Annotated in this window: 23 protein-coding genes, 1 tRNA gene and 4 pseudogenes; 16 read left to right on the plus strand and 12 right to left on the minus strand. The window is 61.5% G+C overall.

What is annotated here, in order from left to right; genetic code table 11:
* Positions 1–41: 41 nt before the first annotated feature.
* Positions 42–1,292, minus strand: a complete 1,251-nt coding sequence (locus tag AC2EAL_RS20915) for an MFS transporter (RefSeq protein ID WP_484726181.1) — start codon at positions 1,290–1,292, stop codon at positions 42–44.
* Positions 1,293–1,376: 84 nt separating this feature from the next.
* Between AC2EAL_RS20915 and fabA the strand changes: the two genes are divergently transcribed.
* The 4 genes and pseudogenes from fabA to AC2EAL_RS20935 all read left to right on the plus strand — a co-directional run bounded on the left by fabA (position 1,377) and on the right by AC2EAL_RS20935 (position 4,315).
* Complete coding sequence (gene fabA / locus AC2EAL_RS20920; protein WP_484726182.1) at positions 1,377–1,883, plus strand: bifunctional 3-hydroxydecanoyl-ACP dehydratase/trans-2-decenoyl-ACP isomerase; 507 nt, start codon at positions 1,377–1,379, stop codon at positions 1,881–1,883.
* Between the two features lie 99 nt (positions 1,884–1,982).
* Positions 1,983–3,692, plus strand: coding sequence for a DUF6055 domain-containing protein (locus AC2EAL_RS20925; RefSeq protein WP_484726183.1), 1,710 nt, complete (start codon positions 1,983–1,985; stop codon positions 3,690–3,692).
* A gap of 29 nt (positions 3,693–3,721) precedes the next feature.
* Positions 3,722–3,886, plus strand: a pseudogene (locus tag AC2EAL_RS20930) (beta-hydroxydecanoyl-ACP dehydratase); the annotation flags it as partial.
* 6 nt (positions 3,887–3,892) lie between these two features.
* Positions 3,893–4,315, plus strand: coding sequence for a hypothetical protein (locus tag AC2EAL_RS20935; protein WP_484726184.1), 423 nt, complete (start codon positions 3,893–3,895; stop codon positions 4,313–4,315).
* A gap of 23 nt (positions 4,316–4,338) precedes the next feature.
* Here AC2EAL_RS20935 and AC2EAL_RS20940 read toward each other — a convergent pair whose 3' ends face one another.
* Complete coding sequence (locus AC2EAL_RS20940; protein WP_484726185.1) at positions 4,339–5,163, minus strand: hypothetical protein; 825 nt, start codon at positions 5,161–5,163, stop codon at positions 4,339–4,341.
* Positions 5,164–5,202: 39 nt separating this feature from the next.
* Positions 5,203–6,048 (minus strand): hypothetical protein, encoded by an 846-nt coding sequence (locus tag AC2EAL_RS20945; RefSeq protein WP_484726186.1) that lies wholly within the window; start codon positions 6,046–6,048, stop codon positions 5,203–5,205.
* A 173-nt stretch (positions 6,049–6,221) separates the two neighbouring features.
* Between AC2EAL_RS20945 and fabB the strand changes: the two genes are divergently transcribed.
* The 4 genes from fabB (at position 6,222) to AC2EAL_RS20965 (ending at position 9,831) form a co-directional block, all read left to right on the plus strand.
* Positions 6,222–7,451: a beta-ketoacyl-ACP synthase I gene (gene fabB / locus AC2EAL_RS20950; RefSeq protein ID WP_484726187.1), complete on the plus strand. Its 1,230-nt coding sequence runs from the start codon at positions 6,222–6,224 to the stop codon at positions 7,449–7,451.
* Positions 7,452–7,457: 6 nt separating this feature from the next.
* On the plus strand, positions 7,458–8,246 hold the full coding sequence (locus AC2EAL_RS20955; RefSeq protein WP_484726188.1) for an enoyl-ACP reductase FabI: 789 nt from the start codon (positions 7,458–7,460) through the stop codon (positions 8,244–8,246).
* Positions 8,243–8,995: a hypothetical protein gene (locus AC2EAL_RS20960; RefSeq protein WP_484726189.1), complete on the plus strand. Its 753-nt coding sequence runs from the start codon at positions 8,243–8,245 to the stop codon at positions 8,993–8,995. Before AC2EAL_RS20955 ends, AC2EAL_RS20960 begins: the two co-directional genes overlap by 4 nt.
* A gap of 83 nt (positions 8,996–9,078) precedes the next feature.
* Positions 9,079–9,831 carry a hypothetical protein gene (locus tag AC2EAL_RS20965; RefSeq protein WP_484726190.1) on the plus strand — a complete coding sequence of 251 codons (753 nt, stop codon included), beginning with the start codon at positions 9,079–9,081 and terminating at the stop codon, positions 9,829–9,831.
* A gap of 48 nt (positions 9,832–9,879) precedes the next feature.
* Here the strand turns inward: AC2EAL_RS20965 and AC2EAL_RS20970 are convergent, their stop codons facing one another.
* Together AC2EAL_RS20970 and AC2EAL_RS20975 are read right to left on the minus strand one after the other, a co-directional pair.
* The gene (locus AC2EAL_RS20970; protein ID WP_484726191.1) at positions 9,880–10,704 is read right to left on the minus strand and encodes a dioxygenase family protein; all 825 of its coding nucleotides are present in this window, start codon (positions 10,702–10,704) and stop codon (positions 9,880–9,882) included.
* A gap of 329 nt (positions 10,705–11,033) precedes the next feature.
* A tRNA-Gly gene (locus AC2EAL_RS20975) sits at positions 11,034–11,107 on the minus strand.
* A 261-nt stretch (positions 11,108–11,368) separates the two neighbouring features.
* Here AC2EAL_RS20975 and AC2EAL_RS20980 point away from each other — a divergent pair.
* Both AC2EAL_RS20980 and AC2EAL_RS20985 read left to right on the plus strand, forming a co-directional pair.
* Entirely contained in the window at positions 11,369–12,025 is a 657-nt protein-coding gene (locus tag AC2EAL_RS20980; protein ID WP_484726192.1) for a recombinase family protein, read from the plus strand.
* Positions 12,026–12,483: 458 nt separating this feature from the next.
* Complete coding sequence (locus AC2EAL_RS20985; protein WP_484726193.1) at positions 12,484–13,803, plus strand: sensor histidine kinase; 1,320 nt, start codon at positions 12,484–12,486, stop codon at positions 13,801–13,803.
* 153 nt (positions 13,804–13,956) lie between these two features.
* Here AC2EAL_RS20985 and AC2EAL_RS20990 read toward each other — a convergent pair.
* Positions 13,957–14,726 (minus strand): annotated as a pseudogene (locus AC2EAL_RS20990) (IS5 family transposase).
* A 95-nt stretch (positions 14,727–14,821) separates the two neighbouring features.
* On the opposite strand from AC2EAL_RS20990, the gene AC2EAL_RS20995 reads away from it, so the two are divergent.
* Positions 14,822–15,142 (plus strand): H-NS histone family protein, encoded by a 321-nt coding sequence (locus tag AC2EAL_RS20995; RefSeq protein ID WP_484726194.1) that lies wholly within the window; start codon positions 14,822–14,824, stop codon positions 15,140–15,142.
* 65 nt (positions 15,143–15,207) lie between these two features.
* Here AC2EAL_RS20995 and AC2EAL_RS21000 read toward each other — a convergent pair whose 3' ends face one another.
* The 4 genes and pseudogenes from AC2EAL_RS21000 to AC2EAL_RS21015 form a co-directional block, all read right to left on the minus strand.
* Positions 15,208–15,657, minus strand: a complete 450-nt coding sequence (locus AC2EAL_RS21000) for a hypothetical protein (protein ID WP_484726195.1) — start codon at positions 15,655–15,657, stop codon at positions 15,208–15,210.
* 1,118 nt (positions 15,658–16,775) lie between these two features.
* Positions 16,776–17,923 (minus strand): IS3 family transposase gene (locus AC2EAL_RS21005; RefSeq protein WP_484726196.1). Its coding sequence is split into 2 segments (ribosomal slippage): positions 16,776–17,654 and positions 17,657–17,923, totalling 1,146 coding nucleotides; the frame shifts between segments, so codons are not numbered across the junction.
* Between the two features lie 2,248 nt (positions 17,924–20,171).
* On the minus strand, positions 20,172–20,552 hold the full coding sequence (locus tag AC2EAL_RS21010; RefSeq protein ID WP_484726197.1) for a hypothetical protein: 381 nt from the start codon (positions 20,550–20,552) through the stop codon (positions 20,172–20,174).
* A 187-nt stretch (positions 20,553–20,739) separates the two neighbouring features.
* Positions 20,740–22,059, minus strand: a pseudogene (locus AC2EAL_RS21015) (recombinase family protein).
* Between AC2EAL_RS21015 and AC2EAL_RS21020 the strand changes: the two are divergent.
* Positions 22,058–22,516 (plus strand): hypothetical protein, encoded by a 459-nt coding sequence (locus tag AC2EAL_RS21020; RefSeq protein ID WP_484726198.1) that lies wholly within the window; start codon positions 22,058–22,060, stop codon positions 22,514–22,516. The pseudogene AC2EAL_RS21015 and the gene AC2EAL_RS21020 overlap by 2 nt on opposite strands.
* A gap of 704 nt (positions 22,517–23,220) precedes the next feature.
* Here the strand turns inward: AC2EAL_RS21020 and AC2EAL_RS21025 are convergent.
* Positions 23,221–24,008 (minus strand): annotated as a pseudogene (locus AC2EAL_RS21025) (IS5 family transposase).
* 243 nt (positions 24,009–24,251) lie between these two features.
* On the opposite strand from AC2EAL_RS21025, the gene AC2EAL_RS21030 reads away from it, so the two are divergent.
* The 4 genes from AC2EAL_RS21030 to AC2EAL_RS21045 are packed head-to-tail and all read left to right on the plus strand — an operon-like array spanning position 24,252 to position 26,350.
* Positions 24,252–25,496 carry a site-specific DNA-methyltransferase gene (locus AC2EAL_RS21030; RefSeq protein WP_484726199.1) on the plus strand — a complete coding sequence of 415 codons (1,245 nt, stop codon included), beginning with the start codon at positions 24,252–24,254 and terminating at the stop codon, positions 25,494–25,496.
* On the plus strand, positions 25,493–25,942 hold the full coding sequence (locus AC2EAL_RS21035; RefSeq protein WP_484726200.1) for a hypothetical protein: 450 nt from the start codon (positions 25,493–25,495) through the stop codon (positions 25,940–25,942). Before AC2EAL_RS21030 ends, AC2EAL_RS21035 begins: the two co-directional genes overlap by 4 nt.
* Positions 25,920–26,147 (plus strand): DUF7220 family protein, encoded by a 228-nt coding sequence (locus tag AC2EAL_RS21040; protein ID WP_484726201.1) that lies wholly within the window; start codon positions 25,920–25,922, stop codon positions 26,145–26,147. The genes AC2EAL_RS21035 and AC2EAL_RS21040 overlap by 23 nt, the downstream gene beginning before the upstream one ends.
* Entirely contained in the window at positions 26,144–26,350 is a 207-nt protein-coding gene (locus AC2EAL_RS21045; protein WP_484726202.1) for a hypothetical protein, read from the plus strand. Before AC2EAL_RS21040 ends, AC2EAL_RS21045 begins: the two co-directional genes overlap by 4 nt.
* 31 nt (positions 26,351–26,381) lie before the next feature.
* Here AC2EAL_RS21045 and AC2EAL_RS21050 read toward each other — a convergent pair.
* The coding region (locus AC2EAL_RS21050) for a hypothetical protein (protein WP_484726203.1) at positions 26,382–26,787 on the minus strand (406 nt) is incomplete at its 5' end.

Here is a 26,787-nt window from a genome sequence, read left to right on the forward strand (position 1 = left end):
AGGGCCCCAAACCTGACCATTTCAATGCGGAATCGTGGCATTCAGCGGGAAATACCCGCAAAACCCTGCCGAATCCGGCCCCAGACCAGCCCGGTGACGACCAGAGACCCCAACCCAGCCGCCCAGAACGGCAGAACCAGCGCCGTCCCGCGGGTGGCCACCGGTTCTCCAAATGACACCACTAGTCCCGACAGGACCAGCCCCACGGGCATCATCCCCCAGGCCAAGAGGCGGTAAAGACTGTTCACCCGACCCAGAAGCGCATCCGGGATCAGACGCTGGCGGGTGCTGACAGAGACGACGTTCCAGACAAAGCCGGAAAACTCCATCGCCGCAAAGCACAACCCCAGAGTCCAGGGTCCCGGAGCCAAAGCCATGCCGATGAAGCAGGGGCCTGAGGCGAGCAGCATCCACTGCATTGTTTGTGCAGGTCCCAGCGCCCGGCCGATCCTTTCGCCCATCAGGCTGCCCGCGATCCCGCCCACGGCGCCGCCCGCCAGCGTCAGACCATAGGCCTGGGCCGAAAGCTGCAGGTTCTCTTGCGCGTGCAGGACGACGGCGATCACGATCATCTGGTGGAACATGTTCCAGAACCCCGTGGTCCAGGCCAGCGTCCGCAAAAGCGGTACCCCCCGCAGGAAGGCGAAGCCCTCGCCCAGTTCGGCCCGCCACCCCCGCCGATCAACCCTCTCGGCCCGGAATGTCCCCGCCAGCCCCGCGACAAGCCACAGCGCCACCCCATAGGCCACCGCGTTCAGTCCGAAGGCCAAGGGCAGCCAGAGCCCGATCAGGAACGCCCCCAGCGCCGGGCCGATCAGCGCGTTGGTCAGAAGCTCGGCACTCCACAGCTGGCCATTCGCCCGCTCCAGCCGCTCGGACGGGACCAGGGCGGGCAGCATGGTCTGCGCGGCATTGTCCCGGAAGACTTCGGCCCCGCCGACGACCAGCGCCGCCACCAGCAACGCCGCGTAAAGACCCGGCGACGAGACGCCCTCTGCGGGTGCAACCCCCAGGGGCAAGGCCGCCCAGATGGCCAGCGCCGCAAACAGGAACGCCCCCGCCCGCACCGCGTCCATCGCCAGGATCAGCCGCCGTCGGTCGACCCGGTCGGTCACCAGCCCCGCCGGCAGCGCCAGAAGCGCCCAAGGCAGCCGCAGCGCCACCGGCACCAGCGCGACCAGCAGAGCATCCCGCGTCAGAAGTGAGGCGACCCAGCCCCAGGCCACCACCGCGATCCCGTCCGCAAGGTTCGTCATCCCGCTGGCCGTGATGAACCGCTGCAATGCCGTCATGTCCGTCTCCAGGGCGCCAAGACTTGCCAGTCTTCGCCGGTGAATGCTAGGGAGTGTCCAGGGGATCACGGGGAGACACAAGGTATGGCGTATCCGACCAGCTTCGACAAAGAGGCCCTGCTGGCCTGCGCGCGCGGCGAACTTTTCGGCCCCGGCAACGCCCAGCTGCCCGCGCCGCCCATGCTGATGATGGACCGGATCACCGACATCTCGGACGACCGCGGCGAACATGGCAAGGGCCATGTGGTGGCCGAGTTCGACATCACTCCGGACCTCTGGTTCTTCGAATGCCACTTCCCCGGCAACCCGATCATGCCCGGCTGCCTTGGGCTGGACGGGCTCTGGCAACTCACCGGCTTCAACCTCGGCTGGCGCGGCTGGCAGGGGCGCGGCTATGCGCTTGGCGTGGGCGAGGTGAAGCTGACCGGCATGGTCCGCCCCGACCGCAAGCGGCTCACCTACTACGTCGATTTCACCAAGGCGCTCCAGACCCGCCGCCTGACGATGGGCGTGGCCGATGGCCGGGTCGAGGCGGATGGCGAGACGATCTACCTCGTAAAGGACATGAAGGTCGCGCTGAGCGAAAGCTGAACGCCCCTCCCCGTTCGGGATCGAGGCCCGGACGGGTTCGTTGACGGCTCGGCCAATCGCGCGCAGACTGCCGCAAAGCCCGTCACAGGAGTGCGCGCGATGCGATGGCTAGTGGCTCTTTTGGCTCTTCTGTTCGCGCAATCGGCCGCCGCAGATCCCGGCGACTGCAGCGCGCCCGGCTACACATCGGAATTCTCGCTCACCGGGCTTGAGGGGACAACCTGCGACGAGGCCTTCCGGTTCACCTTCAACACGCCCGAAGGGCCGCGGATCGCACGCGGGGTTGCACTTGACGGTTCCGGGGTGGCATTGGCGCCCGGCGCAAAGGAGATGGTCGAAGCTGCGCTCAAGCGCGCGGTCGAGGCGCTGCACCAGACCGGGACTGCCTGGGATGTGCACGACATCACCGTGCTGATGCTGAACGACTCGCTGACCGTCGAAACCGAGGCTGACGGCTCGCAGAGTCTGGCTGCCATGACGGATGACACCTTTGCCGATGACGGGCGCAAGGAATGCCGGATCGGCCTCCTTTTGGCAGGGGTAACCGATGTCGATGCCACCGCCACCATCGCCCACGAAGTGTTTCATTGCCTGCAATTGGCCACGCTCAGCCCCGCGCAGATGGACACCCATGGCAAAGGCGGCACCTGGTGGATCGAAGGCACCGCCGAGCTATTTTCCGCTGTCGCAGTGCCCGAAAGCACGCTGACCACGCAGAATGCCGAGCTTTTCAATGCTTCGGTCCAGTCAGGCACGGCGCTTAACGACATGGGCTATGGGGCGGCTGTATTCTTTTTCTGGTGGCATCAGGAAAAGGGGATCGGGACGATCGTCGACCTGATGCGCACCATGCCCAGCGTGTCCGGGGCCGGGCCCCAGCACGACGCCATGCGCCGCATCCTCGGTCCGCAGGAATGGCTCCGCTTTGCGCAGGCCTATGTCGATCAGACCATCCTGCACCCCGGCGGCCATGACATGTTTCTGGACGGCACATGGGACCGGCAGGTGGTCGAGGTAAGCGAGACCGGAAGTCAGGGGCTGGACCTTGAACCCTTTGTGCTATTCCCCGGGTCCGCCCGGTATGTCTGCGCCAAATGGTCAAACCGACTGACCCCCGAGGACGCCAATATCGCGATCCGCAAGGTGCTTGGCGATGACTGGCAGCCTTGGGCGGGGGAAACAGATGCCCGCGAAGAGGAACAGCGGCTTTACCGCTTTGTCGCGATGGAGACGCGCGAAGGGACGCTCCCGCTCAAACTGCGATTCACCCGGCTTGAACAGTGCGAACCCTGTCAGGGGTATAGCCAGGTGGATATGTGCGTCGTCGGCAGTTGGGAAATGGACCCGCGGGTCATTCTCGACAAACTCGCCGCTCGTGGCGCGCCGATCACCCGCAACGCGCTGGGGCCGATGTACATCGTCATTTCCGAAGACGGGACCTACCGCACCACCACGTCCGAGATCGATTTTCAGACCTTCACCCAAAGCACGATCAACCCCGAAGACTGGACACAGGTCGATGTGGCGGGAGTTGCGGGCGCCTCCTTGGGCAGATGGGCCATCGCAGGCCCGGGCCAACTTGCCGGATGTGCCGATCTGAACAGCAGCACCTCGGTCACCCTGCACGCCACGTCGCCTGAAGTCGACAAGACCTATCCGCATTTCCTGCCGGGGTCTGGCGGAGAAGAGGGTATCGTTGACTACACCTGTTCGGATGCCACAATGTCGACAAGCATGCGGATGGGTCCGCTGGGTGTCGTGGAGTTTCCATTCACGCGCCTGAGCCCGCAGATTTCCGAGGACGATTAGGAACGACGATGGCCAGAAAAGACAGAGCGGGCCTGGTCTACCCTGACCGCAAGCGGCTGACCTCCTACGTCGATTTCACCAAGGCCCTGCAGACCCGCCGCCTGACGATGGGCGTGGCCGATGGCCGGGTCGAGGCGGATGGCGAGACGATCTACCTCGTGAAGGACATGAAGGTAGCGCTGAGCGAGGCATGAGATAAGATGAACTCTTTCTTCATCGAAAGGGTCATCGCTTTTGGTCGACGGCTAAACGAGAAGCGCCTTCGCAGCGAGATCAACGCGCTTCGGAGTGCGAAGGCCGCTCGGCGCCATAAGATCTTGCCGATCCTATACGTCATTTTGACTTGGTATTTTGTTCTTGGATTTCCAGTGTTTGTCTTCCTAATGGCCGGTCTGGCTCTGATGGAAAGCCAAGGCGGAATTGGGTCGAACCTTGGGACTGCGGTGTTTGGAGCCGCAATGCTTTGCAACATGGTCTTTGCCCTCTTCGCGATACCATGGTTCTTCCGCTGGTACTTCATAGCGGTCGGGCTGACCCTAGAACGAACTGCAATGGCCAACCGTAAGGAAGCCGAATTAATCGCCGCGATTGCAGCAGCAGAAGCGGCAAACCAGGTGAACTGATCCACGCTCCCTGCGCTCCCCCACTACAACCGCGCCGCCTGCACATGCATCCAGTCGAAGTTGCGCGAGCGGCCCAGGCTGACCCAGCCCTCGGCTTCCCAGGTGTGCCACCAGAAGTCGTAGTCTGGATGTGCCAGCGAGGCGCGGTCGCGGCCCCATTTCAACTGGTTGCGTTCGGGGTCGAAGTCCAGCGCAACGGCCCAGGCATGGGTCGACCAGGTGGTCCCGCCGCGCTTTTTCCGGTTCGCGAAACAGCCGCCGAACAGGTCCAGCCGCAGCCGTTTCAACTCGGCCTCGCCATAATGGGCGTGCACCTTCTGGAACACGCGGCCAAGGCTCGGCGCGACCTTCGTGTGGCAGCCGATGTGGCTGACGCTCTGGCTCTTGTCCCAGGCCAGACGCATCCGCCACGGGACCGGCACCCGGGTGATCGGGGGCGAGCCAGGGGGTCCGTAGAATGCCCGCATTGCCGACTGGTCGCCCGTGTCGCGCGGCCAGTTCTGCGGGTTGGCATCCGACGGCTCGTCATCCCGCCAGGGCCGCGGTCGGCTTCCGGTGTCCAAAAGCTGGACGAGCTGGTCGTAAGCCTCTTGCGTAACCGGGCCCCAGAAGCCGTCGACCGGGTCGCAATCGATCCCCTTGTCCTTGCAGATCAGCTGGAACAGCATCACCTCGCGCCGCCGCGGCGGAAAGCCTGTGGCACCGGCCGGGATTTCCGCAGTCCGGCGCTGCAGGGCGGACAGGACCGCGGCGTCATACGCAGCCGAGCCCGCCCCATCGACCGCGCCCGGGAACAGCCCCAACCCCTTCAGATGTGTCTGAACGACAAGAACGGCGCGTTTCAGCATCTTATTCTCCCTGAAGAATGTTCGATAATGAAAACGAAGTCAGAAGTCCGTTGGCACTGCGATCAGGCCAGAGCGGTACTTCTCTACCCTCGTCCAGCGCGGCGCTCCGCCCTGGGCCAGCGGGTTGAAAGGCGCGACCTCGATATTGTCCTTGGCGATCATCTCGCGCATCGAATGCGCCTCGATCACATCGCCCTTCCGGCCCGGGAAGACGTGGTATCCGGCATGGGCAATGCCGACGAAGAAGGGAACCGTCTTGAAGGCGGGGGGCTGCGTCTTCTTGAACCCCACGAGCTTGGTCACATTGTCGACCGTCGAGTCATAATAGATCCCACGGTTCACCGCGCTTGCATGGCGCAGGGCATGCCCACCCCAGACCGGCATCCACTTCCGCCCGGGTCGCAGCGGGTTCAGCGCCTGATCCTCGGCATCCCAGGCCGCATTCTGGCTGGGATCGGGGTTCCAGTAATACAGCTTCCACCCCAGCTGCTGCAGCATGATCTGCAGGTCTGTGCCAAAGAACTTCTGGTCGATCTTCAGCTGCGCATTGATCTTCTTCCAGGTGTTGGCCATCCCCGTCGCATTGAAGCCGCGCTCGCAGGCCTGCATGGCCAGCAGGATGCAGGCAGTCGATACCTGCTGGTCCACCAGGAATTCGGGCTTGCCGAACTTGCGCAGCTGCGCCATCCGCTTTTCCCGCGTCTTATGCTCCGGCTTGCGGTTGCCGTAGTACTTCGACACCCCCCATTTCGCGTAGAACTTCAGGTGGTCGTCATAGACCCAGTCCAGGAAATCTGCCGCAGCATCGGTGAAGGCATCCAGCGTGTCGCGGTGCTTGCGGATTTCCGCCGCGGTGAACATGCCCTTGGGAACAGATGAGGCCATCAACAGGCTCCTTGCTTGGTGCTAAATGAACGTCGAACAATGTCGAAAGATTAGCATCAAATCCCGAACAATGACAGTCAGGATTACCGACTGATCCCCGCTTCCCATCCCAACCCGCTTGCCCCCTCCCCCCCTCTGCCCTAAACAGGCGTCAAGCCAGCAAGGGAGGCCTCATGCGCCGCGTCGTCATCACCGGGATCGGGATCGTCTCGTCCATCGGCAACAATGCCGCCGAGGTCGAAGCGTCCCTGCGCGCCGGGAAATCCGGCATCGTCTTCGCGCCGGATTACGCCGAACACGGCTTCCGCTGCCGCGTCCATGGGGCTCCGAACATCGTGCTGGAAGACATGATCGACAAGCGCGACCTGCGCTTCATGGGCGACGGGGCGGCCTATACCTTCATCGCGATGGACCAGGCGGTGAAGGACTCAGGGCTCTCCGAGGCCGACATCTCGAACGACCGCACCGGGATCATCGTCGGCTCGGGTGGCCCCTCGACCAAATCCTTCTTCAAGGCCCACAACATCGTCCGCGAAACCGGCGCGCCCAAGCGCATTGGCCCCTTCGGTGTGACCAAGGGCATGTCCTCGACCGTTTCGGCCTGCCTGGCGACGCCCTTCAAGATCAAGGGCGTGAACTATTCAATCACCTCGGCCTGCTCCACCTCGGCCCACTGCATCGGCAACGGGACCGAACTGATCCAGATGGGCAAGCAGGACATCGTCTTTGCCGGTGGCGGCGAGGAGCTTGACTGGACCCTCTCCTGCCTCTTCGACGCGATGGGCGCGATGTCGTCCAAGTACAACGACACCCCCGAACGCGCGAGCCGCACCTACGACGCCAACCGCGACGGATTCGTCATCGCGGGCGGCGGCGGGATCGTGGTGCTGGAGGAGTTAGAGCACGCGAAAGCCCGTGGCGCGAAGATCTATGCCGAAGTCACCGGCTATGGTGCCACCTCGGACGGCTACGACATGGTCGCCCCCTCGGGCGAAGGTGGCGAACGGGCGATGCGGCTGGCGCTTTCCACCCTGCCCAAGGACCGCAAGATCGACTACATCAACTCCCACGGCACCTCGACGGTCGTCGGCGATGTGACCGAAGTCGAAGCGATCCGCCGCGTCTTCGGCCAGGGCTCCACGCCCCCCATCGCCTCGACCAAGTCGCTGACCGGCCACTGCCTGGGCGGCGCGGGCGTGTGGGAGGCGATCTACTCGCTGATCATGATGAACGGCAACTTCATCGCCGCTTCGGCCAACGTGGAAACGCTGGACCCCGGTCTTGATCCGTCGGAAATCGTGACCACGATGCGCGACAACGTGCAGATCGACTCGGTCCTGTCGAACAGCTTCGGCTTCGGCGGCACCAACGCCACCCTCGTCATGTCCAAGTATCTCGGGTAACGCATCATGGCTGACCTCATGAAGGGCAAGCGCGGGCTTGTCATGGGCGTGGCGAACGACCGCTCCATCGCCTGGGGCATCGCCTCGGCGCTGGCGGCAGAGGGCGCGGAACTGGCGTTCAGCTACCAGGGCGAGGCCTTTGGCAAGCGGGTCGAGCCGCTCGCCGCCAGCGTCGGTTCGGACTTCCTGATCGATGTCGACGTGACCAACGAAGACAGCCTGGACGCCTGCTTTGGCGAAATCGGCCGTCGCTGGGGGTCACTGGACTTCGTCATCCACGCCATCGCGTTTTCCGACAAGAACGAGCTGACGGGTCGCTTCATCAATACGACCAAGGGCAACTTCCTGAATTCGCTGAACATCTCTTGCTTTTCGTTCATCGACGTCGCCCGCCGGGCGGAACCCCTGATGCCGAACGGCGGGACGCTGATCACGCTGACCTTCCAGGGCTCCAACAAGGTGGTGCCTAACTACAACGTGATGGGTGTGGCCAAGGCCGCGCTGGAATCGGCGACGCGCTATCTGGCCAACGACCTTGGGCCTCAGGGCATCCGGGTCAACGCCATCTCGCCCGGCCCGATGAAGACCCTCGCCGGGGCGGCCATCGGCGGGGCGCGCGCGACCTACCGCCATACCGAGGCGAACACCCCCCTGCGGTCGAACGCGACGCTTGAAGCGATCGGTGGCACTGCGGTCTGGCTTTGCTCGGACTATGGCGCCTGCACAAGCGGTGAGATCATCCATGTCGACGGCGGCTACCACGTCCTCGGCATGCCGCAGGCCGACAACCTTTGACCGAACTGCGGCCCGCCTACATCACGGCGGAGCCCTCTCCCGGCCCGACCTTCTCGGTCTGCGCGCTGGTCCAATCGCAGGACCGTTTCGACCGCCTGATCGCGTCCTTTGTCCGGCTTGGCTTCACGCCTGACCGGGCGGAGTTCCTTGCCGCCGACAACCGCGCGGGCAACCTGTTCGACGGGTATTCCTGGCAGGGGCCTCTTCTGGCCCAGGCGCGGGGCAGATACGTCATCTTCTGCCATGACGATATCGAGCTGATCGACCAGGGCCATGACGACCTGCTGGCCCTGCTCGACGACCTGACCGGCCGCGACCCGGCCTGGCTGCTGGCTGGGGTCGCCGGGGGCCGGTTCCGCCCGAACACCAACACCCGGCAGATGCTGACCTTCCATATCAGCGACATCTACGGTGCCGACCGCAGACGCGGCGCAATGCCGGCCCGGGTCGAGACGCTGGACGAATGCTTCATCCTGATGCGCCGCTCGCGTCCCGTCCTGCCCTCGACCGACTTGTCCGGCTTTCACTTCTACGGCCCCGACCTCTGCCTGCAGGCCGAACTGGCCGGAGGCAGCGCCTGGGCCATCGACTTCCACCTGCGCCACCACGGCCGCGGCACCAAGGGCGACAGCTTTGCCGATTGCCGTCACCGCTTTGTCGCCAAATATGCCAGCATCTTTCCCGGCAGGACTCTGCATTGCACCACCGGGCTTGTCCTTCTCGGCCCAGTCGACGCACCCGGCACCTGACGACTGCTGCCCCCTCCCCTTCGGCAGTTGCACGCAACGTCAGGTGCGGTATCACGGGACCAAACCGGTTCGGCGGAGACCAGATGACCCTTGACCTGCGCTACATCGATGGCACCGAGGCCTCAGGTCCGGTCTTTTCCGTCTGCTCGCTGGTGCACAGCCAGGAAAAGTACGACCGCCTGCTTGCTTCCTTTTCACGGGCGGGCTTCACGCCGGAGAACGCCGAATTCCTTGCCGCCGACAACCGCGAAACGAACCGATTTGACGGCTTTTCCTGGCACAAGGCGCTCCTGCCCCACGCCCGCGGCCGCTTCGTCATCTTTTCCCATGACGACATCGAACTGATCGATGACGGCTTTGCCGAGCTTCTGGGCTGGACACGCTGGCTGGACGAGACTGATCCGAAGTGGCTTGTTGCCGGGATCGCTGGGGGCATCTGGCATACCGAAAGCCATCCGAGACCGGCCCTGGCACTGCACATCACCGACAAGTTCGGCGGAAATCGCCGCCGGGGGACCTTGCCTGCCCGCGTCGAAAGCCTTGACGAATGCTTCATGCTGATGCGGCGGTCGCGCCCGGTCATCAGCTCTTACGACATCGGCGGCTTTCACCTTTACGGCGCCGATCTCTGCATGCAGGCAGAGCTTCTGGGCGGCAGCGCCTGGGCCATCGACTTCCACCTTCGCCATACGGGCCAGGGCGTCGCGGGCGGCAAGTATCGGTCCGTCCGGCGTCGCTTTGTCCACAAGTACCAGAAGTACTTCCCGAAGCGGACACTGAACACGGTGAACGGCTTCGTTGACCTCGGTCCGCCCGATCCCCCGAAGGAAGACTGACGTCGCGAGTACTCACGCCTGTGCCGGGCGGGCCGGTCGACCTGCGCCCTACAGCACCAGTCCGACCCGCGCGGTGGCGCGATAGCCGACCGCGGGATCACCCGCCTGTGCCAGCGTCTGCGCCGCAAGCTCTGCCTCGGTCCCGTCCCGGAAGATCCGGTCTCGCCGCAGGCTGACCCCGTCCAAGGCCTGCAGACTTGCGGCATAGAGCGGGGCTCCGGAATAGACCGCGCGGCACTCTGCCTCGGGAAAGGCGAACTGCGAGGTCAACAAAGCCGCCTTGCCGGACACCGCCATCTCAGTGCTGGAGAAGACTTCGAAATGGATGTGCGGCCAGCGCCCGGGATAGCAACCCGGAAAGACCGTGGTCAGCCGCACCTTTCCGTCCGCATCGCTGATCCCGACCCCGCGCAGATAGTTGCGGTCGGCAGCGCCGTAGATCGAATAGACCCCCTCGGCATCGCATTGCCAGGCGTAGACGGCCATGCCCTGCAAGGGACGGCAGGCGCTCCGGACGTCGACCAGCGTGATCTCAAGCACCAGCGGCACACCTTCGGCCACCGGGGTCAGCCCACCGATGCTGGTCCGGATATCCTCGCGGATCACGCCCGCCTCGGTCAGGATGTTGACCGTCTGACCGGCCCGGACATTGGTTCCGTCCGCCGGAAACGGCCCTGCCGTCTCGGCGGGAACGGCAACGCAGACCGACCCATCGGCGGCGGTGCCCGTCACGGTCTGCGCACCGCCGCGCGCACCCCAAAGTGCGAGCGCCGCACCGCCCATCGCCAGACCGGTCAGCACCAGCCTCCGTCGTGTCAGATGCGGCAGATCGGCCGCCAGCCCCTCCGGTCCGTGGTCATCGTTGTCGGTCATCCGCAATGCTCCTGTGCCAGTGCGGTTTGATACGATGGTATGTCGCCATTCCGTCGCGACCAGCGCCCCGCCGCTTCCGCCCCCCGAAACAGGATTGCCGCTTCGTAAACGCCCACGCGCAAGGCATTGATACAAAAGGACGCTTGAGACCTGTCCAGCGTGGACAGACCCGTTGGCACAGCAATGGAAGGATGGAGCGGGCGGCGGGAATCGAACCCGCGTCTTTAGCTTGGAAGGCTAACGCTATAGTGAATACTACTCAAGCAAAATCAATAACTTGCACTGAAAGATGCAGAAGTTGTGTCGGCAATTTGTCGGAGATGATTTCTTGGAGCGGGCGGCGGGAATCGAACCCGCGTCTTCTGCGTGGAAGGCAGAGGTCTTACCATTACACAACGCCCGCGCTGCTCTCGGTAGGTATTCGGACCGGATCGCTTCGTCAAGGCGCGACAGAAAAGCAAGCCGGAGTGAAAGGTCCTCAGAACCGTCGAAAGCGGCAGCTAAGGGCGGAAAGCGGACACAGGCCGATGTGGACGAATGGCCGCTTTGCGCTTCAATCTATACCAGCGGCCATATCCCGTCTCATCTCCACGGAGTCCACACCTGCCTAACCAACGTTAGGCAGGTGTGGACGGGGGGCAAGACGGCGGCAGGACTACGTCTTGTGGGATACGAGCGGGTCTCGACGGCGCGGCAGGGAGCAAGCGGGCTTGGACTCGAAGCGCAGCGCAAGGTGATTGAGGACTTCGCTGCGTCGCGCGGGGCGGAGGTCCTGGCGCGGTTCACCGAGGTCGAGAGCTGGCGGAAGGCCGACCGGCCGGAACTGGCCAAGGCGCTGCACCTCGCGAAGGTCACCGGGGCGACGCTGGTGATCGTCAAGCAGGATCGGCTCTCGCGCGACGCGGCGTTCCTCCTCGCCCTGCGGGACAGTGGGGTGCGGTTCGTGGCCGTGGACATGCCAGAGACGAACGACCTGACGGTCGGGATAATGGCTCTGGTCGCCCAAGCCGAGCGGGAGGCGATCTCCCGGAGGACCAAGGAGGCACTGGCAGTCGTCAAGGCGCGTGGGGTGAAGCTCGGGAACCCCAACGGGGCTGCGAGCCTGCGGCGGGCCGGTAAGGGCGGTAGGGCGCTCAGGGCGGCTGTGTCGGCGAATGCTGCAGCCTTTGCGGCTGACCTGGCGCCGGTGCTCGCAGACATCCGGGCTGCGGGACATACGTCGCTTCGTGCAATCGCTGCGGAACTGACGGCGCGCGGGCTAATGACGCGGCGAGGTGGGAAGTGGGGCGTAGGGAACGTGAGGCGATTACTTGCACGATGACCGCTGGGGTGGACAGTACTGTCCGGTTGCATAACCCCACATCCGCATGGCGTACGATCTTGCATAGACTGCGTTGTGCGGAGTTCCGAGCAGAGCACAACGCGCCGATAGTCCCCCTAACCGGACTTACCAGTCGTGAGTGGCCCACGAACAGCAGCGACCGAACCAAGAGGAGCAACGAGAACTCGGGTGACCGCAAAAAGCTTTTGGAATCCGACAGCTAGAGGTCATCAAACAAGCGACCTGAGTACTTTCCCGTCGCTGAACTGAATCGCCAGAACTTGGTTTCTGTTCCGCTTTCCAAGACAGGCACCTGTCGAAACCGACAAGTTCACAGAAGCGCAGTTTCTCGATAGATCATGAATGTCTGCTGTTCACCGAACCCGTCCGAACAGCCCTTAAACCGTGTAACGGGTTTCACTCCAACTGATCAAGGGCGAGGTTGCCAAGGCTTCTTCATGGACTTCGATACGAAACAAAGAATGCCCTCCGAAAACCACAAAGACATCGAGCGGCTTTACCGCCTGGACTATGGAGACGTGGGCGAATTCTGGTTTCGCATGATTGGGAGCCTGCTCGGAGCGTGCATAATATGGCTGTATACAGGCTGGATACTTGCCTGGGTATGGGTGGGCGTTTATGCAACGCTTCAACTTGCCTTCTTCCTATTTCTGCGAGCCAAACTCAAGTGCGCATCACGGACTGATGTTATGCTAGCGCACTTAATTTTCCCGCTATTGTTGGTAAGCTTCATTTGGATGCCGATCCTGATGATAACGTCGCCTGACGACGTTCTTTCAGTGTCTGGTTTCACGATAATGTCCGGCGTCATCGTCTTTGTGGTCAGAAGAGCCGAAGAGTATCTCAAGATGATGCTCTTCCAGATTGCAGTCTTGGCTGTTTGTCTAGGGGTTGGTGTTGCGGTAATCTTGGCCCGCTACGAAAACCCATTGGCTTGGCTGGGACTGATCTTTGGGGCATTGACACTCGTATTCTATGTGACGCAGGCAGCGATCATAGTTCGACAGCAGCGGATTCGGGCTGATGAGATTGCAGTCCGGACAGGCCAGGCGCAGAAGCTGGAAGCAATCGGCAAGCTCGCAGGGGGTGTTGCACATGATTTCAACAACCTGCTTACTGTCATAATGGGTAACCTTGATCTGATCAATGAAGTCGAAGACGCGAAGGTGCGGGCCGAACTTCTGGAAGATGCGAAGTCAGCCGCACTGCGTGGATCAACAGTAGTTCGACAGTTGCTTACGTATGCGAGACAGGCTGAAGGTACGCCAAGAGCTCTAGATGCCATCGATCTGTTGAGATCTGTTGAGACTATGTGTAGGACATTAGTTCCAGAGTCAATTTCACTAGTGGTTTCGTTGCCGAGCAAAAGGATGGCCGTCGTCGTAGACGACGCACTTTTTGTGACCGCGATGTTAAATTTGATCAAGAACAGCGTAGATGCGATAGACAAGACTGGCCAGGTCACCCTATCTGCCAACGCTCGGCTCGTTGCTAAGCCCATGAAATGTGTTTCAGGTCAGCTTCTACCTGCAGGGAGCTATGTTGAATTTGCAGTTACCGACACGGGAATGGGCATTCCACCTGATGTTGTGGACCGAGTTGCAGATCCATTCTTCACTACAAAGGCGGTAGGTAAAGGGTCGGGACTTGGACTTTCGATGGTTTCGGGCTTCACGATGCAAATGGGCGGAGGTTTAGAAATTCAGTCTGACAAAAGGGGTACAGTGGTTGCAATGTTCTTGCCTGCCGCGATGTAAATCCGCCCGAATACACTTTCTGGTGGATCTTAGCGGGCTTGCGAGTGAGGCGCTTCTCCAACGAAAGCGTATGACCTATCGCCCCCTTCCGATGTGCTCGCCGCCGCTCTAGATGAGTGACGCAGCCATCTAGGCTTAGGATTCGTTCTCGTTTCATAGACAGAACATGACGGTGGCAGCAAGGGCTATGGCGGATAGGAAGACCTTGGGGCATCGGTCGTAGCGGGTAGCGATCAGTCGCCAGTCCTTCAACCGCCCGAACATGATCTCGATCCTGTTTCGGCGTTTGTAGCGCCGCTTGTAGTGTTTGATTGGTTTGCCGCTCGAATTCCGTCCTGGGATGCAGGGCTTTATCCCCTTGTCTTTCAAAGCTTCTCTGAACCAGTCGGCGTCATGGCCGCGGTCCGACAGCAGCCAGTCCGCCTTTGGCTAGCTGCCCAGCAGGGCTGCGCCACCCGTGTAGTCACTGACCTGGCCTGCGGTCATGAAGAAGCGGATCGGCCTGCCATCGGCTTCTACGACAGTATGCAACTTGGTGTTCATGCCCCCTTTGGTTCGGCAGATCGCGCTCCTCCTTTGGTCTCCTTCGCCCCCTTTTTCGACCGCAGGCTGCTCGCCGTGCGATGCGCCTTGAAGTAAGTCGCGTCAATCATCACAGTCTTCAGGACAGCCGCCTCGGACGCGAGGCCGCGCATCATCCGGGCGAAGATGCCCTTCTCGCCCTACTGCTTCCAGCGAGTGTAGAGCGTCTTCGCGGGGCCATACTCCCTAGGAGCGTTGCGCCACCGCAAGCTGTCGCGACTGATGAAGATTTTGCCGCTCAGCACACGACGGTCATCGACGCGCGGCTTGCCACGGCTCTTGGGAAAGAAGGGCCCAAGACGAGCCATCTGGGCTTCCGTAAACCAGAAAAGGTTGCTCATGGGTCAGTCTCCTCGCAGAGCCTGAATCATGCTGCAACAGCAAGATCAATGGGCCCTGACCCTAGCGTCCCGCAACCAAAGAAAGAGGTACCAACATGGCTGCGATCGATCTCGACAAGCTCTCCCTTGCCGAGCTGAAATCCCTGCAAAAGGATGTTGCCAAGGCAATCGCTGACTTCGGCAACAGGAAGAAGGTGGAGGCGCTCAGTGCTCTGGAAGAGCATGCCAAGGCCCTTGGGTTCAGCCTGGCAGAACTGACTGGCGTAAAGGCCAGTAAAGCCCGAGCAGGATCCGGTGCGGCGAAGTACCGCCATCCAGAAAATCCGGAAGTAACCTGGTCTGGTCGGGGCCGGAAGCCCGGCTGGTTTACGGCTGCAATCGAGGCAGGCAAGGCGCCTGAGTCAATGGCGATCTGACGTCAATCGAAGCTGCCGCCATTCTTGATACTGATCTGAAGGTCAATGACGCCAGGCGTCTTTGCTTAAACCGCGCACCAGCGATTGGCAGTTTCAAGCCTGGCGAGCAGCTTCACGCTCTCGCGCTCGACCTGCTTAAGTTTCCGAAGGTTGCGGCGGAGCTGCAAAGCCCGCATTTCAGAGCAGCGCTTCGGCAGGGCTGAAAGAGTGCGCATGAGTTGATCGACCTCTTCGACCGTCGGTCGTATCAGTAGGCTCGGATCATGGATCGAGACGATGGTTCCGTCCTGGTCCGTCTGAGGCCGCCTCGCGATGGTACTCTCCAGGGACAAAGCCACAGCCCGGGCATTGAGACAGTTCCGGGCCGCGCGCTCGGCAGCAGTCCGGTACTCGGCGCTCAGACTGATCTGCTGGGTGGAAGATCCAGTCAGAATCCGCAGTGTGAGCATCGAGAGCAGCGAGCCCACAAGGGTGAGAAAGTACAGGTGATTGAGGATGTGAAAAGCTTCGAGCATCTCATTGCCCCACATAAGCATCGGCTACCGTTGAAACGGCGCGTGATGTCGGGATTCCATGAAGGATACGGACCGTGCGCGCATAGATCCTTAAGTCTTCTGGTACGGGCCCTCCTTCTGCAACCATCGCTTCAATGGCACGGCCGCAGGCCTGGTGCAGTGCGATGTTGGAGGTTTCCGTCGCTCGGGCTCTTGCTTCGCGAAACAGGTCATTGGCGTCTTGCTGCCAGGTACTCATCTTGCTTAAACTCCGGGAACTCAATGTCCCAGAGAAGAGCAGAGGTTGGTTAACGCACCCTTAATGCGATACCAAAGATAGCCGTACTCTACCTCTGGGAGTTCTCTGAGCTTCAGCCGTGCGACCTCCAAGGACGTCATGCGCGAGTTCTCGAGCGTCCCCGGCGCAGACATCAGCGAGCAGCAGGAACGCTTTTGCCGTCTCTACAAAGCCATTCTGCTCAGCTCTGGCTGCGGCGACGAGGGCGGAGTTCTTCATCTCACTCGGATGCATGTTGGACCTCAGATTCGATGAACTTTAGACAACGTTATGCCCCGCCCCTTAACAGAGCGTTAAGCGCGTCAAACGAGGCAACAATCCACGTTCAGTTAACCACGTCGATCCGAGCCCTGCGTGAGAACAAAATAGCACCCCTAGCACATATTGGGATGGAACCTAACCGTAGCCCCATGATGTAGTCAGTGAAAACGCGGCACACGATCAAGCTCCTGACTGGCTTCTGCCCGAGTCGCTGTGCGCCGGCGCGCCATTGCAGCCAGTCCTGCAACAGTGACGATGCTCGAGAACTGCATACGCGTCCACGGCACTGATACTCGTGAACGGATTGTCTCCAACTGACTGAGCGGAGACCACGATGCTGCCACTAGGTCGACATGAACTCGACCGATCGGCGCGGCAAGGTGACACCGGAAGTGTAGGATTGCTGTCGACCTACTCTTGGCGTGCCACGGCCTTCCCTGACCTGCTCCCCTGAAACGTCCGCACTTTGAGGTTAGTCTGTTCTCCAGTGAGGGAGACGGACATGAAGCGCAGCAGGTTCACGGAAGAGCAGATCATCGGCGTGCTGAAGGTGGACTTGCCCTGCTTTGGTGGAGAGCGTTTAGCTCACTTCCCGGGCCTTTCGTTCGAAGGCGATGGGGCTCTGGAAGCCGAGCGATGAATGTCGCGTGACGGGGTTGTAGAACCCGTCGATGTATCTGGCGACGGCGTTTTCTGCCTGGACGCGCGTCTGCCATGCGACGGGCCAAATCAGCTCCGACTTGATGGTCTTGAAGAAGGTTTCCACCATCGAGTTGTCGTAGCAGTTTCCGCGCCCGCTCATAGAGATCAGGATGCCACGTCTGCGGAGCAGCGCCTGATAGTCGACCGAGCAGTATTGTGATCCGCGGTCGGAATGGTGGACCAGCCCCGGTGCAGGGTTGCGAGCCACCAGAGCACGGCGCAGGGCTTCGACCGCGAGATCGCGCTTCAGGCGACCACTCGTGGCCCAACCGACGACGCGCCGAGAGAAGATATCCAGCACGACGGCGAGGTAGAGCCAACCCTCTGCCGTCCAGATGTAGGAGATGTCTGCCCCCCACTTCCGGTCCGGGCCATCCGCCGTGAAGTCCTGCGCCACAAGATTGGGCGCGGCAGGCCAAGCATGTTCACTGTCCGTCGTGCGCTTGAACCGTCGCTTCTGCCGCGCGATCAACTGGTTCTCGCGCATCAGGCGTGCCGTGCGATGCCGCCCGATCTCATGGCCCTCGTCGACGAGATCGCGGTGCATTCGGGGGCTGCCATAGGTCCCGTTCGACAGCGCGAAGGCCGTCCGGATATGCGCCAGATAGACCATGTCCTGTTGCTGGCGCAGGCAAGCTGGCCGTTCCTGCCAGGCGAAGAAGCCGCTCTGGCTGACCCCGAGGACGCTGCACATCCGGCTGATCGGGAAACGGGCCTTCTCTGCATCGATGAAGGCGAACTTCACCGACTTCCCTCCCTCGCGAAGAAGGCCGCGGCTTTTTTTTGAATGTCGCGCTCCTGCTTCAGAACCGCATTCTCTCGCCGCAACCGCTTCAACTCGGCATGCAGATCGACCGGGACCTCACTCGGCTCCCTGCCATCCCGTTCCTGCCCGAGCCACCGCGTCAGCGTTGACAGCCCGATGCCCAGATCCTCCGCGATCTCCCGTCGCGTCCGACCGCTGGTCAGTGCCAGCCGCACCGCTTCACGCCGAAACTCCGGCGTCGGTCTGTTCCCGTTTCCCATAGAACACCTCCTGGTTCCTCAGTTGGTGCTCTCCACTTTTTCCGGGCAAGTCCAAGGAGCACCAGGCCGGGTTGAGCGCGATGGCTTCCCCGGCACGGCAGAGACCTGGGCAGAAATCGCCAGAACGTGCGCCTCTGAGGCCACCTCTCTTATTGGACTTGGGGCGGGTATCGTTCCCTTCAATGCACCAAACAATACGCTGGAGACGATTTCTGGGCTGCTCTTGATGGTCTAGGTGGGAAAATGCCCGTCGGATCAATCGGTGCGAGTACCTCCGCTTTGGCGATGGTAGAGTGAGCCTCATAAATGCTCTGGGTGGCCGTTGCCTAGTGCCTTCGATGTGAGTTCAGTAGCCCGCTGTGGCCATTGGGGTTTGATCCTTTGCACTCACTAAAGCTGATTGAGAAATGGCACCTATTGGTGGTCACCTACAGGGAACCATTCACAGGCACTGTCATTGTCGACGTCGCGCGCGAGATAGGCGTTCCCGGCTCGGGAGCAGGAGAACACCTTGGCATCTTGGTAGACCTTCGACCAGTCGATGTTTCCAAGCTGTCCGCTGCGGACAGTCAGCGAGCGGTAGTGCTACGGAAAACTCAAATGGCGGACCGTCCAGCTGAGCCACTCGCATTCTTGTTGAAGGACTTGGTCGATTACGGAACGGTACGTATGCACAATCACCGGGCAGAAGCTCTTGGGCTCTGGAATGAGACTGATGCGTTTGCGACAACCAGTCTCCGTGCGGCACTCGGCTTCCTGGAATCACGAACCGCTCAGCATGGGTTGGCCAAATCTGTGGCAGGCAGCCTGGGAGAACGATAGCCACCCGCCAGTGACGACACTTTCCGTTCTAACGACTGTGGATAACTTAAGCACTAATGCATCCTTTGACTTCAGCATCGTGCCCAGACGCAGCTTGCCAAACTCTTTCTTGAGCACACTGTGGTAGTCCAGTGAGGGTCAACCGCAAGATGTTGAAGTGGTCTGCAGGTTGCATCCGTTAACGCAGGGTTCATTGTCCACCACATGGAATCGATTAACCCCCGATTAACCGTCGCGGCATAACGTGGGCTAAAGTTGATCGAATCTTAGGTGTCCCATGCATCCCAGAGACCTCCAGAACCAAGCCCTGGTCGCCGCCGCGATAGCGGAGCACAACGGGTTTGCCGCGACTGCCGAAGCCTTCAAACTCCTGGCGATTGCCTGTGCGGAAGAAGCGCGTCAGCTCCTGCTTCCAACGTCCGTAGGAGTCAGAAAGGACCTGCCGTACGCGGCCGGCGGCGGCCTCCACCTGCTTGAGGCGGCCAATTAAGTAAACTTTAACTGAAATGCAGTTTTCTTCGGGGGGCACAGACCACTTGGAGATTGCGAACAATGAAGGCTTGGCAAAGGGACGCGCTGTCAGTCATCCGCATAGCCCGCGCCCATGCGACAGAGACTTCTGACAAGAACCTGCACCTGGCCTGTGCCAGAGCGATTCAAGCCATGGTCATGGAGGGAGGGCAGGTGCCCCGTGACCTTAGAGATTACGCCTACCAAACGCGCCTGATTTTCGGAGCTAGCGAAAAACAAATAGATCTTGCGGGTTAATGGACATGGATACTCTGCAACTCTACACCTATTACACTGTCTTGACCTTGGTGTGGTCCTCACTGGCGATTGTGTGCCTAAGCTTCGCATCGGGTTCGACGTCCAAGCAGATCAAGTTGATCGGTGAATTGCGGACCTCGGTCGAACGTACACGGCGGAGCTGTGACTTGGCGCGATCCGCCGCAATCCGGGTGACTGGTGGAGTATACAGCTTCCAGGGCGTGGGCAGCATCATAACATTCCAAACAGACACCTCCGAGAACCAGTTCGTTGACCACGCAAACCACCTAATCCGAGCACTCGCATCTGCCACGGCTGACACTGACGACTTGCAGGTGTCAGCTCTGCGGCGGCGGATTGCGGAGGTTCGGCGCATAGAGGCTGACTGCCACGCCCTCATGTCCGCGATGGAGATCGGCCAACGCCCGACCGTCACCCAACCGTCGTTCTCAGACTATCCGGCTGAACGCTTCGAGCGACTGGTCACCTATCGTTAGAGCCAAAGCAGAATAAATGACGCCGTAATTGTACTCGAATTACTCTCTTGTTTCTATTCACTTGGGGCGCGAGGTCGTCCAATAATCTCACGCGGGCATGTATCTTCTTTCAAATAGCATCATGCGGTCTCATCTAATTGCAGAAGTGGCAAGAATACAGTCTACCAGCTTTGTTGGTCCCACTCAACAGAACTGACTTTCAGAACTTGTAGGAGTGTTATGTTGCGTTCCTGCTTTCTCCCTAGGATTGCCGCGACCTTCTCAGGCGAAAGCAACGTGAGGCGTAGGACACTGGTCATATAGGAGCTCGCGATCCCTTCGTGCTCGGACAGTGCGGCAGGGTTGGCGAACTCGCCCGTTTCCAGCATCCGCTTCCATCGAAACGCGCGCGCCAGCGCCTTGTTATTTGGTGCAGTCCGGTGCGGCCTAGGTGCGTCCTCGGGCAGCTGCATTTCCTTCCGACCACCGCGTTTGGCAAGGCAGAATGGGATCAGGATGGAGATGGTGTCGGGATACTCTGTGCGCTTTGGGGTGGCCTTCATCGTGGCCACCATTCACTGTTCGATTGCTGCTTGTAGGTGCCTGTTTGTGCGTTTCGGTCGGTCTTGTACGTCGGTCGTGAAGTGAGCATTGCTGGGATTGGGAGCAAGTTGATGTCATTATTGGGCGACTCGCGCCAAGGTTGAGTAGACCTCAGAATGGTTAGCTGATGGTGAACGTTTCCCATTTCTAGGCTGCCTTGCCATGACCATCTGCCAGCAGCTTTCTCGCTAGGCCGCCAAGACCATCGACGCGCAGTCGGACGTTCAGCCCATCCGTGCCGATGTCCACGCGCTCGACCAGCAGCGCGACGATCCGTGCCTGCTCGGCGGGAAAGAGTTCGTCCCACAGCGGGTCGAGCTGCTGCAGGGCCGCGCGGGCGTCGGCCTCGGTGATGGTGGCGTCATGCGCCCGCGCCGCCTTCCACGTCCCTGCGACGATCTCCGGCTGCCGGAACACCGCCCGCAGCTGCTGGACCACCGCAGTTTCCAGATCACCCGCGGGCACCCGCCCGATCGGGCACGCGCCTTTACCGAACTTCAAGACAGTCTGGCTAACGTATTAGCGATACAGACGACCGTCCTTCCGCGTGTGGGTGGGCGAGAAGGCTGCACCATCAGGGCCAAAGACCAGGCCCTTGAGAAGTGCAGGCGTCTGGGCCCTCGTGCGAGTTCCCCTTGCACGAGGGCTCTCCTTCAGGATCAGGTGAACCTTGTCCCAGAGTGCGCGGTCGATGATCGCGTCGTGCTCGCCGGGGTAGCTGTCGCCCTTGTGGACCGCCTCGCCGATGTAGGCCCGGTTCGACAGCATCCGGTAGAGGTACTTCTTGTCGATCCGGTTGCCGCGGGACGTGCGCAGACCTTTGGCCTCAACCTCCCGCGCCAACAGCGTGCAGGAGCCGATCTCGAGGAAGCGGGCGAAGATCCAGCGCACATGCTCAGCGGCGGTCTCGTCGACCAGCAGCTTCCGGTTCTCCACCCAGTAGCCGAAGGGCGGCACCCCGCCCATCCACATCCCCTTGCGCCGCGAGGCGGCGACCTTGTCGCGAATCCGCTCGGCCGTCACCTCCCGCTCGAACTGGGCGAAGGACAGAAGGATATTCAACGTCAGTCGCCCCATGGACGTCGTGGTGTTGAACGACTGCGTCACCGAGACAAAGGTCACGCCATTCCGGTCGAACACCTCGACCAGCTTGGCGAAGTCCGCCAGCGAGCGGCTGAGGCGGTCGATCTTGTAGACCACCACCACATCGACCAACCCGTCCTCGATATCGGCCATCAACCGCTTCAGGCCGGGGCGCTCCAGCGTGCCGCCCGACACGCCGCCGTCGTCATACTGATCCCGGACCAGCACCCAGCCCTCGGAGCGCTGGCTGGCGATGTAGGCCTCGCAGGCTTCCCACTGGGCGTGGAGGCTGTTGAACTCCTGCTCCAGCCCTTCCTCGGTTGACTTCCGGGTGTAGACACCGCAGCGGAGCTTGCGGGCGAGGGGTTTGGTCTGTGCGTTCATGACCGCCCCCGGTGGTTCTTCGATCCAGGCCATCGGTCGGGGTCACGGGGTCAACCGGACTGAAGCGAATTCACTCGAATTCCAGGTGCTGGCCGACGAGGCACTGCCGATGGTCTGTGATCGTGTGGTTCCATGGGAAAGCTTGGTTCCGGATGTGATGCAAGAGATGCTGCTCGCGGGTCTTGCGGTGGATAGTCAGGCAGATGCGGCAGCGCTGCATCCCAGTTTGTTCCCAAATGTCGAGCAGGCGAAGAAAGCCTTCCAGCGAGGGGCATATCGGGGACAAATCCCTATACGGAATACTTATAGGGAAATGTCCCTGAAATCGGCCGCCTACCGGCGGGAGGGACGTGGTCGGTCCCGGCAGCGCGCATGGTGGAATGGTGGACTGGAAAGTGAAGTCAGGGCGCGGCTGGAAGCCGTGCTAGGTATGCTCACAGACTGGAAACTGGACTAACCCTCAGCGCCATCGCTGACCCATGACGAGCGTCAGGCACACCGTCTTTGCGAGGTCACGCTAAAGCGAAGTATGCCGTTCTGATAGATCGGATCAGATACGGTAGCTTTTGAGAGCTTGGACGGACCAATCGCTACCTCAGTAATACTGCCATTTGCCGGAAGTGCAGACAGATCGTCATTTTGGTTCCGGTCGTAGGTCCGCTCTGAGTTCATGGATTCGCCCTTTGGTTGCACCTCTAGCGACCAGATCAGGTCAGGGTTACCGCACAGTTAATGCCTGAACATAGAGTGAACGAAACTCAGGGGCATACTAGGGAGCCAGAACGTTTGAGCCGGATTTTGGCGCGTACTCGTTTCCGATCGCTAGATTAGCCGCCTCTTCTGGCTTGGGAACCTCACAACATTTGCGGACCTTGTAATGTTGGGCTGCGGAATCGGAGGCTTCTCCCTCTTCATGTCGTGTTCGATGTGCGCTGCGGCGATGGCTAGCATCCTCGCCGAGTCCAACATGTCGTTCTTGGCGAGGAAGGTGACAACGTCCCGCAGAACGTTTCCAACCCAATCCAGTTCTTCTCGTTGCTGCATCAATGGAACCTCATGACCGGAATTGGGTCAAATTGGAACGACTCTCTTAATGCTTCGTTAAGGCGGCGCACGATCTGTGCGTGGATCAGCGTTTTTACATGGTGTAGAACAGCTAGGTCATGTTGACAAATGGCGGAGCCATAGGCGGATTGACGTGATGTCGATGAAGCCGAGGAAGCTCTCGGCAGTCTTGTCGTAGCGGGTGGCGACACGGCGGGCGTTTTTCAGCTTGTTGAAGCTTCGCTCGACGAGGTTGCGCAGCCGGTAGAGGGTGCGGTCCACGGCCACGCGCAGCCTGCGTGACTTGCGCATAGGGATCACTGGCACGACGTTGCGCGCCTCCATGGTTTCTCGAACCTAGTCAGAGTCATAACCGCGATCCGCCAGCAGGACCGACGGCTCGCGCAGGTTGTCGTCCATGACCAGATCGAAGCCCAGATAGTCCGATGTCTGTCCCGGGGTGTTGTTCGACCTCATGGGGAGCCCTGCGCCGTTGACGCGGAGGTGGATCTTGGTCGTGAAGCCACCCCTCGAACGGCCAAGACCCTGTTACGGAGTCCCCCTTTTGCGCCCGCTGCCTGATGATGGGCGCGGACAACGGTGCTGTCGATCATCTAGAGCGCATCCGGGACCAGCCCGCTCTCGTTCAGCGCGTCCATGATCTGCTCCCAAAGCCCAGCTAGGGTCCAACGCCGGAACTGGCGATAGACGCTGGACCACTTGCCGAACTCCTCGGGCAGGTCACGCCACGGCGACCCCATGCGCGCGATCTAGAAAATGCCATCCAGAACAAGGCGACGGTTCACGGGTTTGCGTCCGTTCGGGGCGCGGACGGCGAGGATAAAGGGCTCATGAAACGCCCATTCCTCATCCGACACCAGATCTAGTGCCAAGCTGGCCTCCATCGCGGATACCAGCTTGAATCACGATCAGACCACCATGTGAATCCCTTTTGTCAACAACCTGGAGTTTCCGGGATGCATTTCAATTGCCGCGGTCATGCCTTTCGCGCGCGCTCCCTTGGAATGTCGCCCCATGTCGGTCCACTTCGGATAATGTCATTCTTATCAGCGCGTTAGCCTTCCGCTATACTCCCCCTAACACCACGAGAGACACCGCTTGTTGCGGACCGGGGGGGGGAGGCGCAGATGGACGGCACGCTGGCAATCGACTACCGCCCGATCGGCGATCTGATCCCCTATGCAAGGAACGCCCGGACGCACTCGGACGCGCAGGTCGCGCTGATCGCGGGGTCGATCCGCGAGTATGGCTTCACGAACCCGGTCCTGGTCGGCGGCGAGAACGGCATCATCGCGGGGCATGGCCGGGTAATGGCCGCGAGGAAGCTCGGGCTCACGCAGGTGCCGGTGATCAAACTCGCGCACCTGACCGAGGCGCAAAAGCGGGCCTACATCCTCGCGGACAACAAGCTCGCGGAGCAGGCGGGCTGGGACCGGGAGCTCCTCGCGCTGGAGCTGGGTGACCTGCAGGACATGGCGGTGGATCTCCTGAGCCTCGGCTTCGATGCCGCAGAACTCGATGTACTGCTGCGGTCGGGGGAGATCGACGAGCGGGAGGACGACATCCCGCCGGTCCCCGCCCTGCCGGTCTCGCAGCCGGGCGACCTCTGGGTCCTTGGAAGCCACCGGCTGATCTGCGGCGACGCAACGGATGCGGCGACGGTCGCGAAGGTGCTGAACGGTGTCCGGCCGCATCTCCTCGTCAGCGATCCGCCCTATGGCGTCGAGTATGACCCGGCCTGGCGCAACGAGGTGGGGGCCGCAAAGACAAAGCGCGTGGGCAAAGTTCTGAATGACCACCGGGCCGACTGGCGCGAGGCCTGGGCGCTCTTTCCCGGAGACGTGGCCTATGTCTGGCACGGGGCGCTGCATGCAACGACAGTGGCCGAGAGCCTTGTGGCCTGCGGCTTCGCGATCCGGAGCCAGATCATCTGGGCGAAGGAGCGGCTGGTCCTCTCCCGTGGCGACTACCACTGGCAGCACGAACCCTGCTGGTATGCGGTCCGTCAGAAGGCCACAGGGCATTGGTCGGGGGATCGGAAGCAGACGACGCTCTGGACCATCCCGAGCCGCGACCAGGACACCGCTACGGTGCATGGCACGCAGAAGCCGGTGGAGTGCATGCGACGCCCGATGCTGAACAACTCCAGCCCCGGCCAGGCGGTCTACGAGCCCTTCTCGGGATCGGGGTCCTCCATCATCGCTGCCGAGACCTGCGGGCGGCATTGCCATGCCGTCGAACTCGATCCGGCTTACGTCGACGTCGCCTTAGAGCGCTGGCAGGCCTTCACGGGACGGGAGGCGGTGCTTGAGGCGACGGGCGAGACCTTTGCGGCATTGCGGGCTGCGCGCGTTCCGGAGGCAGCAGCATGACTGGCCGTCCGCTCACCACCCTCACCGATGCCCAGCGGGCGGAGGTCGAGACGCTGTCGGCAGTGCTGACAGCCGAACAGATCGCGGACTTCCTCGGCATCGGCCGCACGACCTTCTTTGCGATCCTGAACCGCGACGAGGACCTATCTGAACGCTATAGACGCGGGAAGGCCCGCGCCATCGGGGCTGTGGCCCAGAGCCTCGTCACCAAGGCGCGTGCGGGCAACGTGACTGCGATGATCTTCTTCCTGAAGACGCAGGGCGGCTGGCGCGAGAGCGTCGACCTCGCCGTGAAGCAGGACCCCATCGACGAGATCGACCTCAGCCAGTTGAGCGACGAGGAACTGAACGCCCTCGCGGAATACGGGAAGATGCTGGAGAATGCGAAGAAGTCCATCCTCGATGCCCGGAAGGAGAAGGCCGGTGGCCGCTGGTCAGTCGCGTAGCGCTTCCTTCTTCGAGACCCTGACCAGCACGCTCCTCGGGTTCGTGCTCTCGGTGGCGGTGCAGCGGCTTCTGTTCCCCGCAATGGGTCACGACTTCGGCTATGCCGAGAACCTGGTCGTGGCCTCGGTCTTCACGGCTATCTCGATCCTGCGGGGCTACACCGTGCGGCGGGTGTTCAATGTGCTCAGGGATCAGCTGCCATGAGCGGTCCGCCGAAGAAGCCCACGGCCTGGCGCCAGGCGGAAGGCAACCGCGGCAAGCGCGCCTGGAACCATGCCGAGCCGAAGCCGCCCGAGGGCACACCGGACTGTCCGGATCACCTGAGCGAGGAAGCCAGGGCCGAGTGGCACCGGCTGGTGGACACGCTGGACAGCGCCCTGGAACTGGCGCACGAGCTTTTTGCCTGATGGCGGGGCCCGAAGGCCCCGCCGGTCAGCCTTAGAACGACCACTTCATCCCGAACACTGCCGCGCTGTCGCTGGCGCCGGCGATGTTGCCGTAGTTTTCCGCGTGCAGCACTTCCATCAGGAATTCCGACTGCTTGCCCATCGGCACGGCATAGCTGATCGACAGGTCCATCTGCCGTTCCTGCGGCGCAAGGTCGATCCCGACGGAGCGGACCTCGGCCCCGCCACTTGTGCGGACCGGAACCAGCATCTCGGCCGCGCCCGCGGTCACGGCGATCGGCATCGCGATGCCAAAGCTGATCCGGTCGCCTGCGGAAAACACGTCCCGCCCGCCCAGGTCCAGCCGCACCGCGTTGAAGTTCGCCTGACCGGAGCTGGAGATCGCCGTGGTGCTGCCGAGATCGGCGACGCCCAGCTCGCCCGACAGCGCGAAGAAG

It is taken from the genome of Tabrizicola sp. T74, assembly GCF_057219935.1.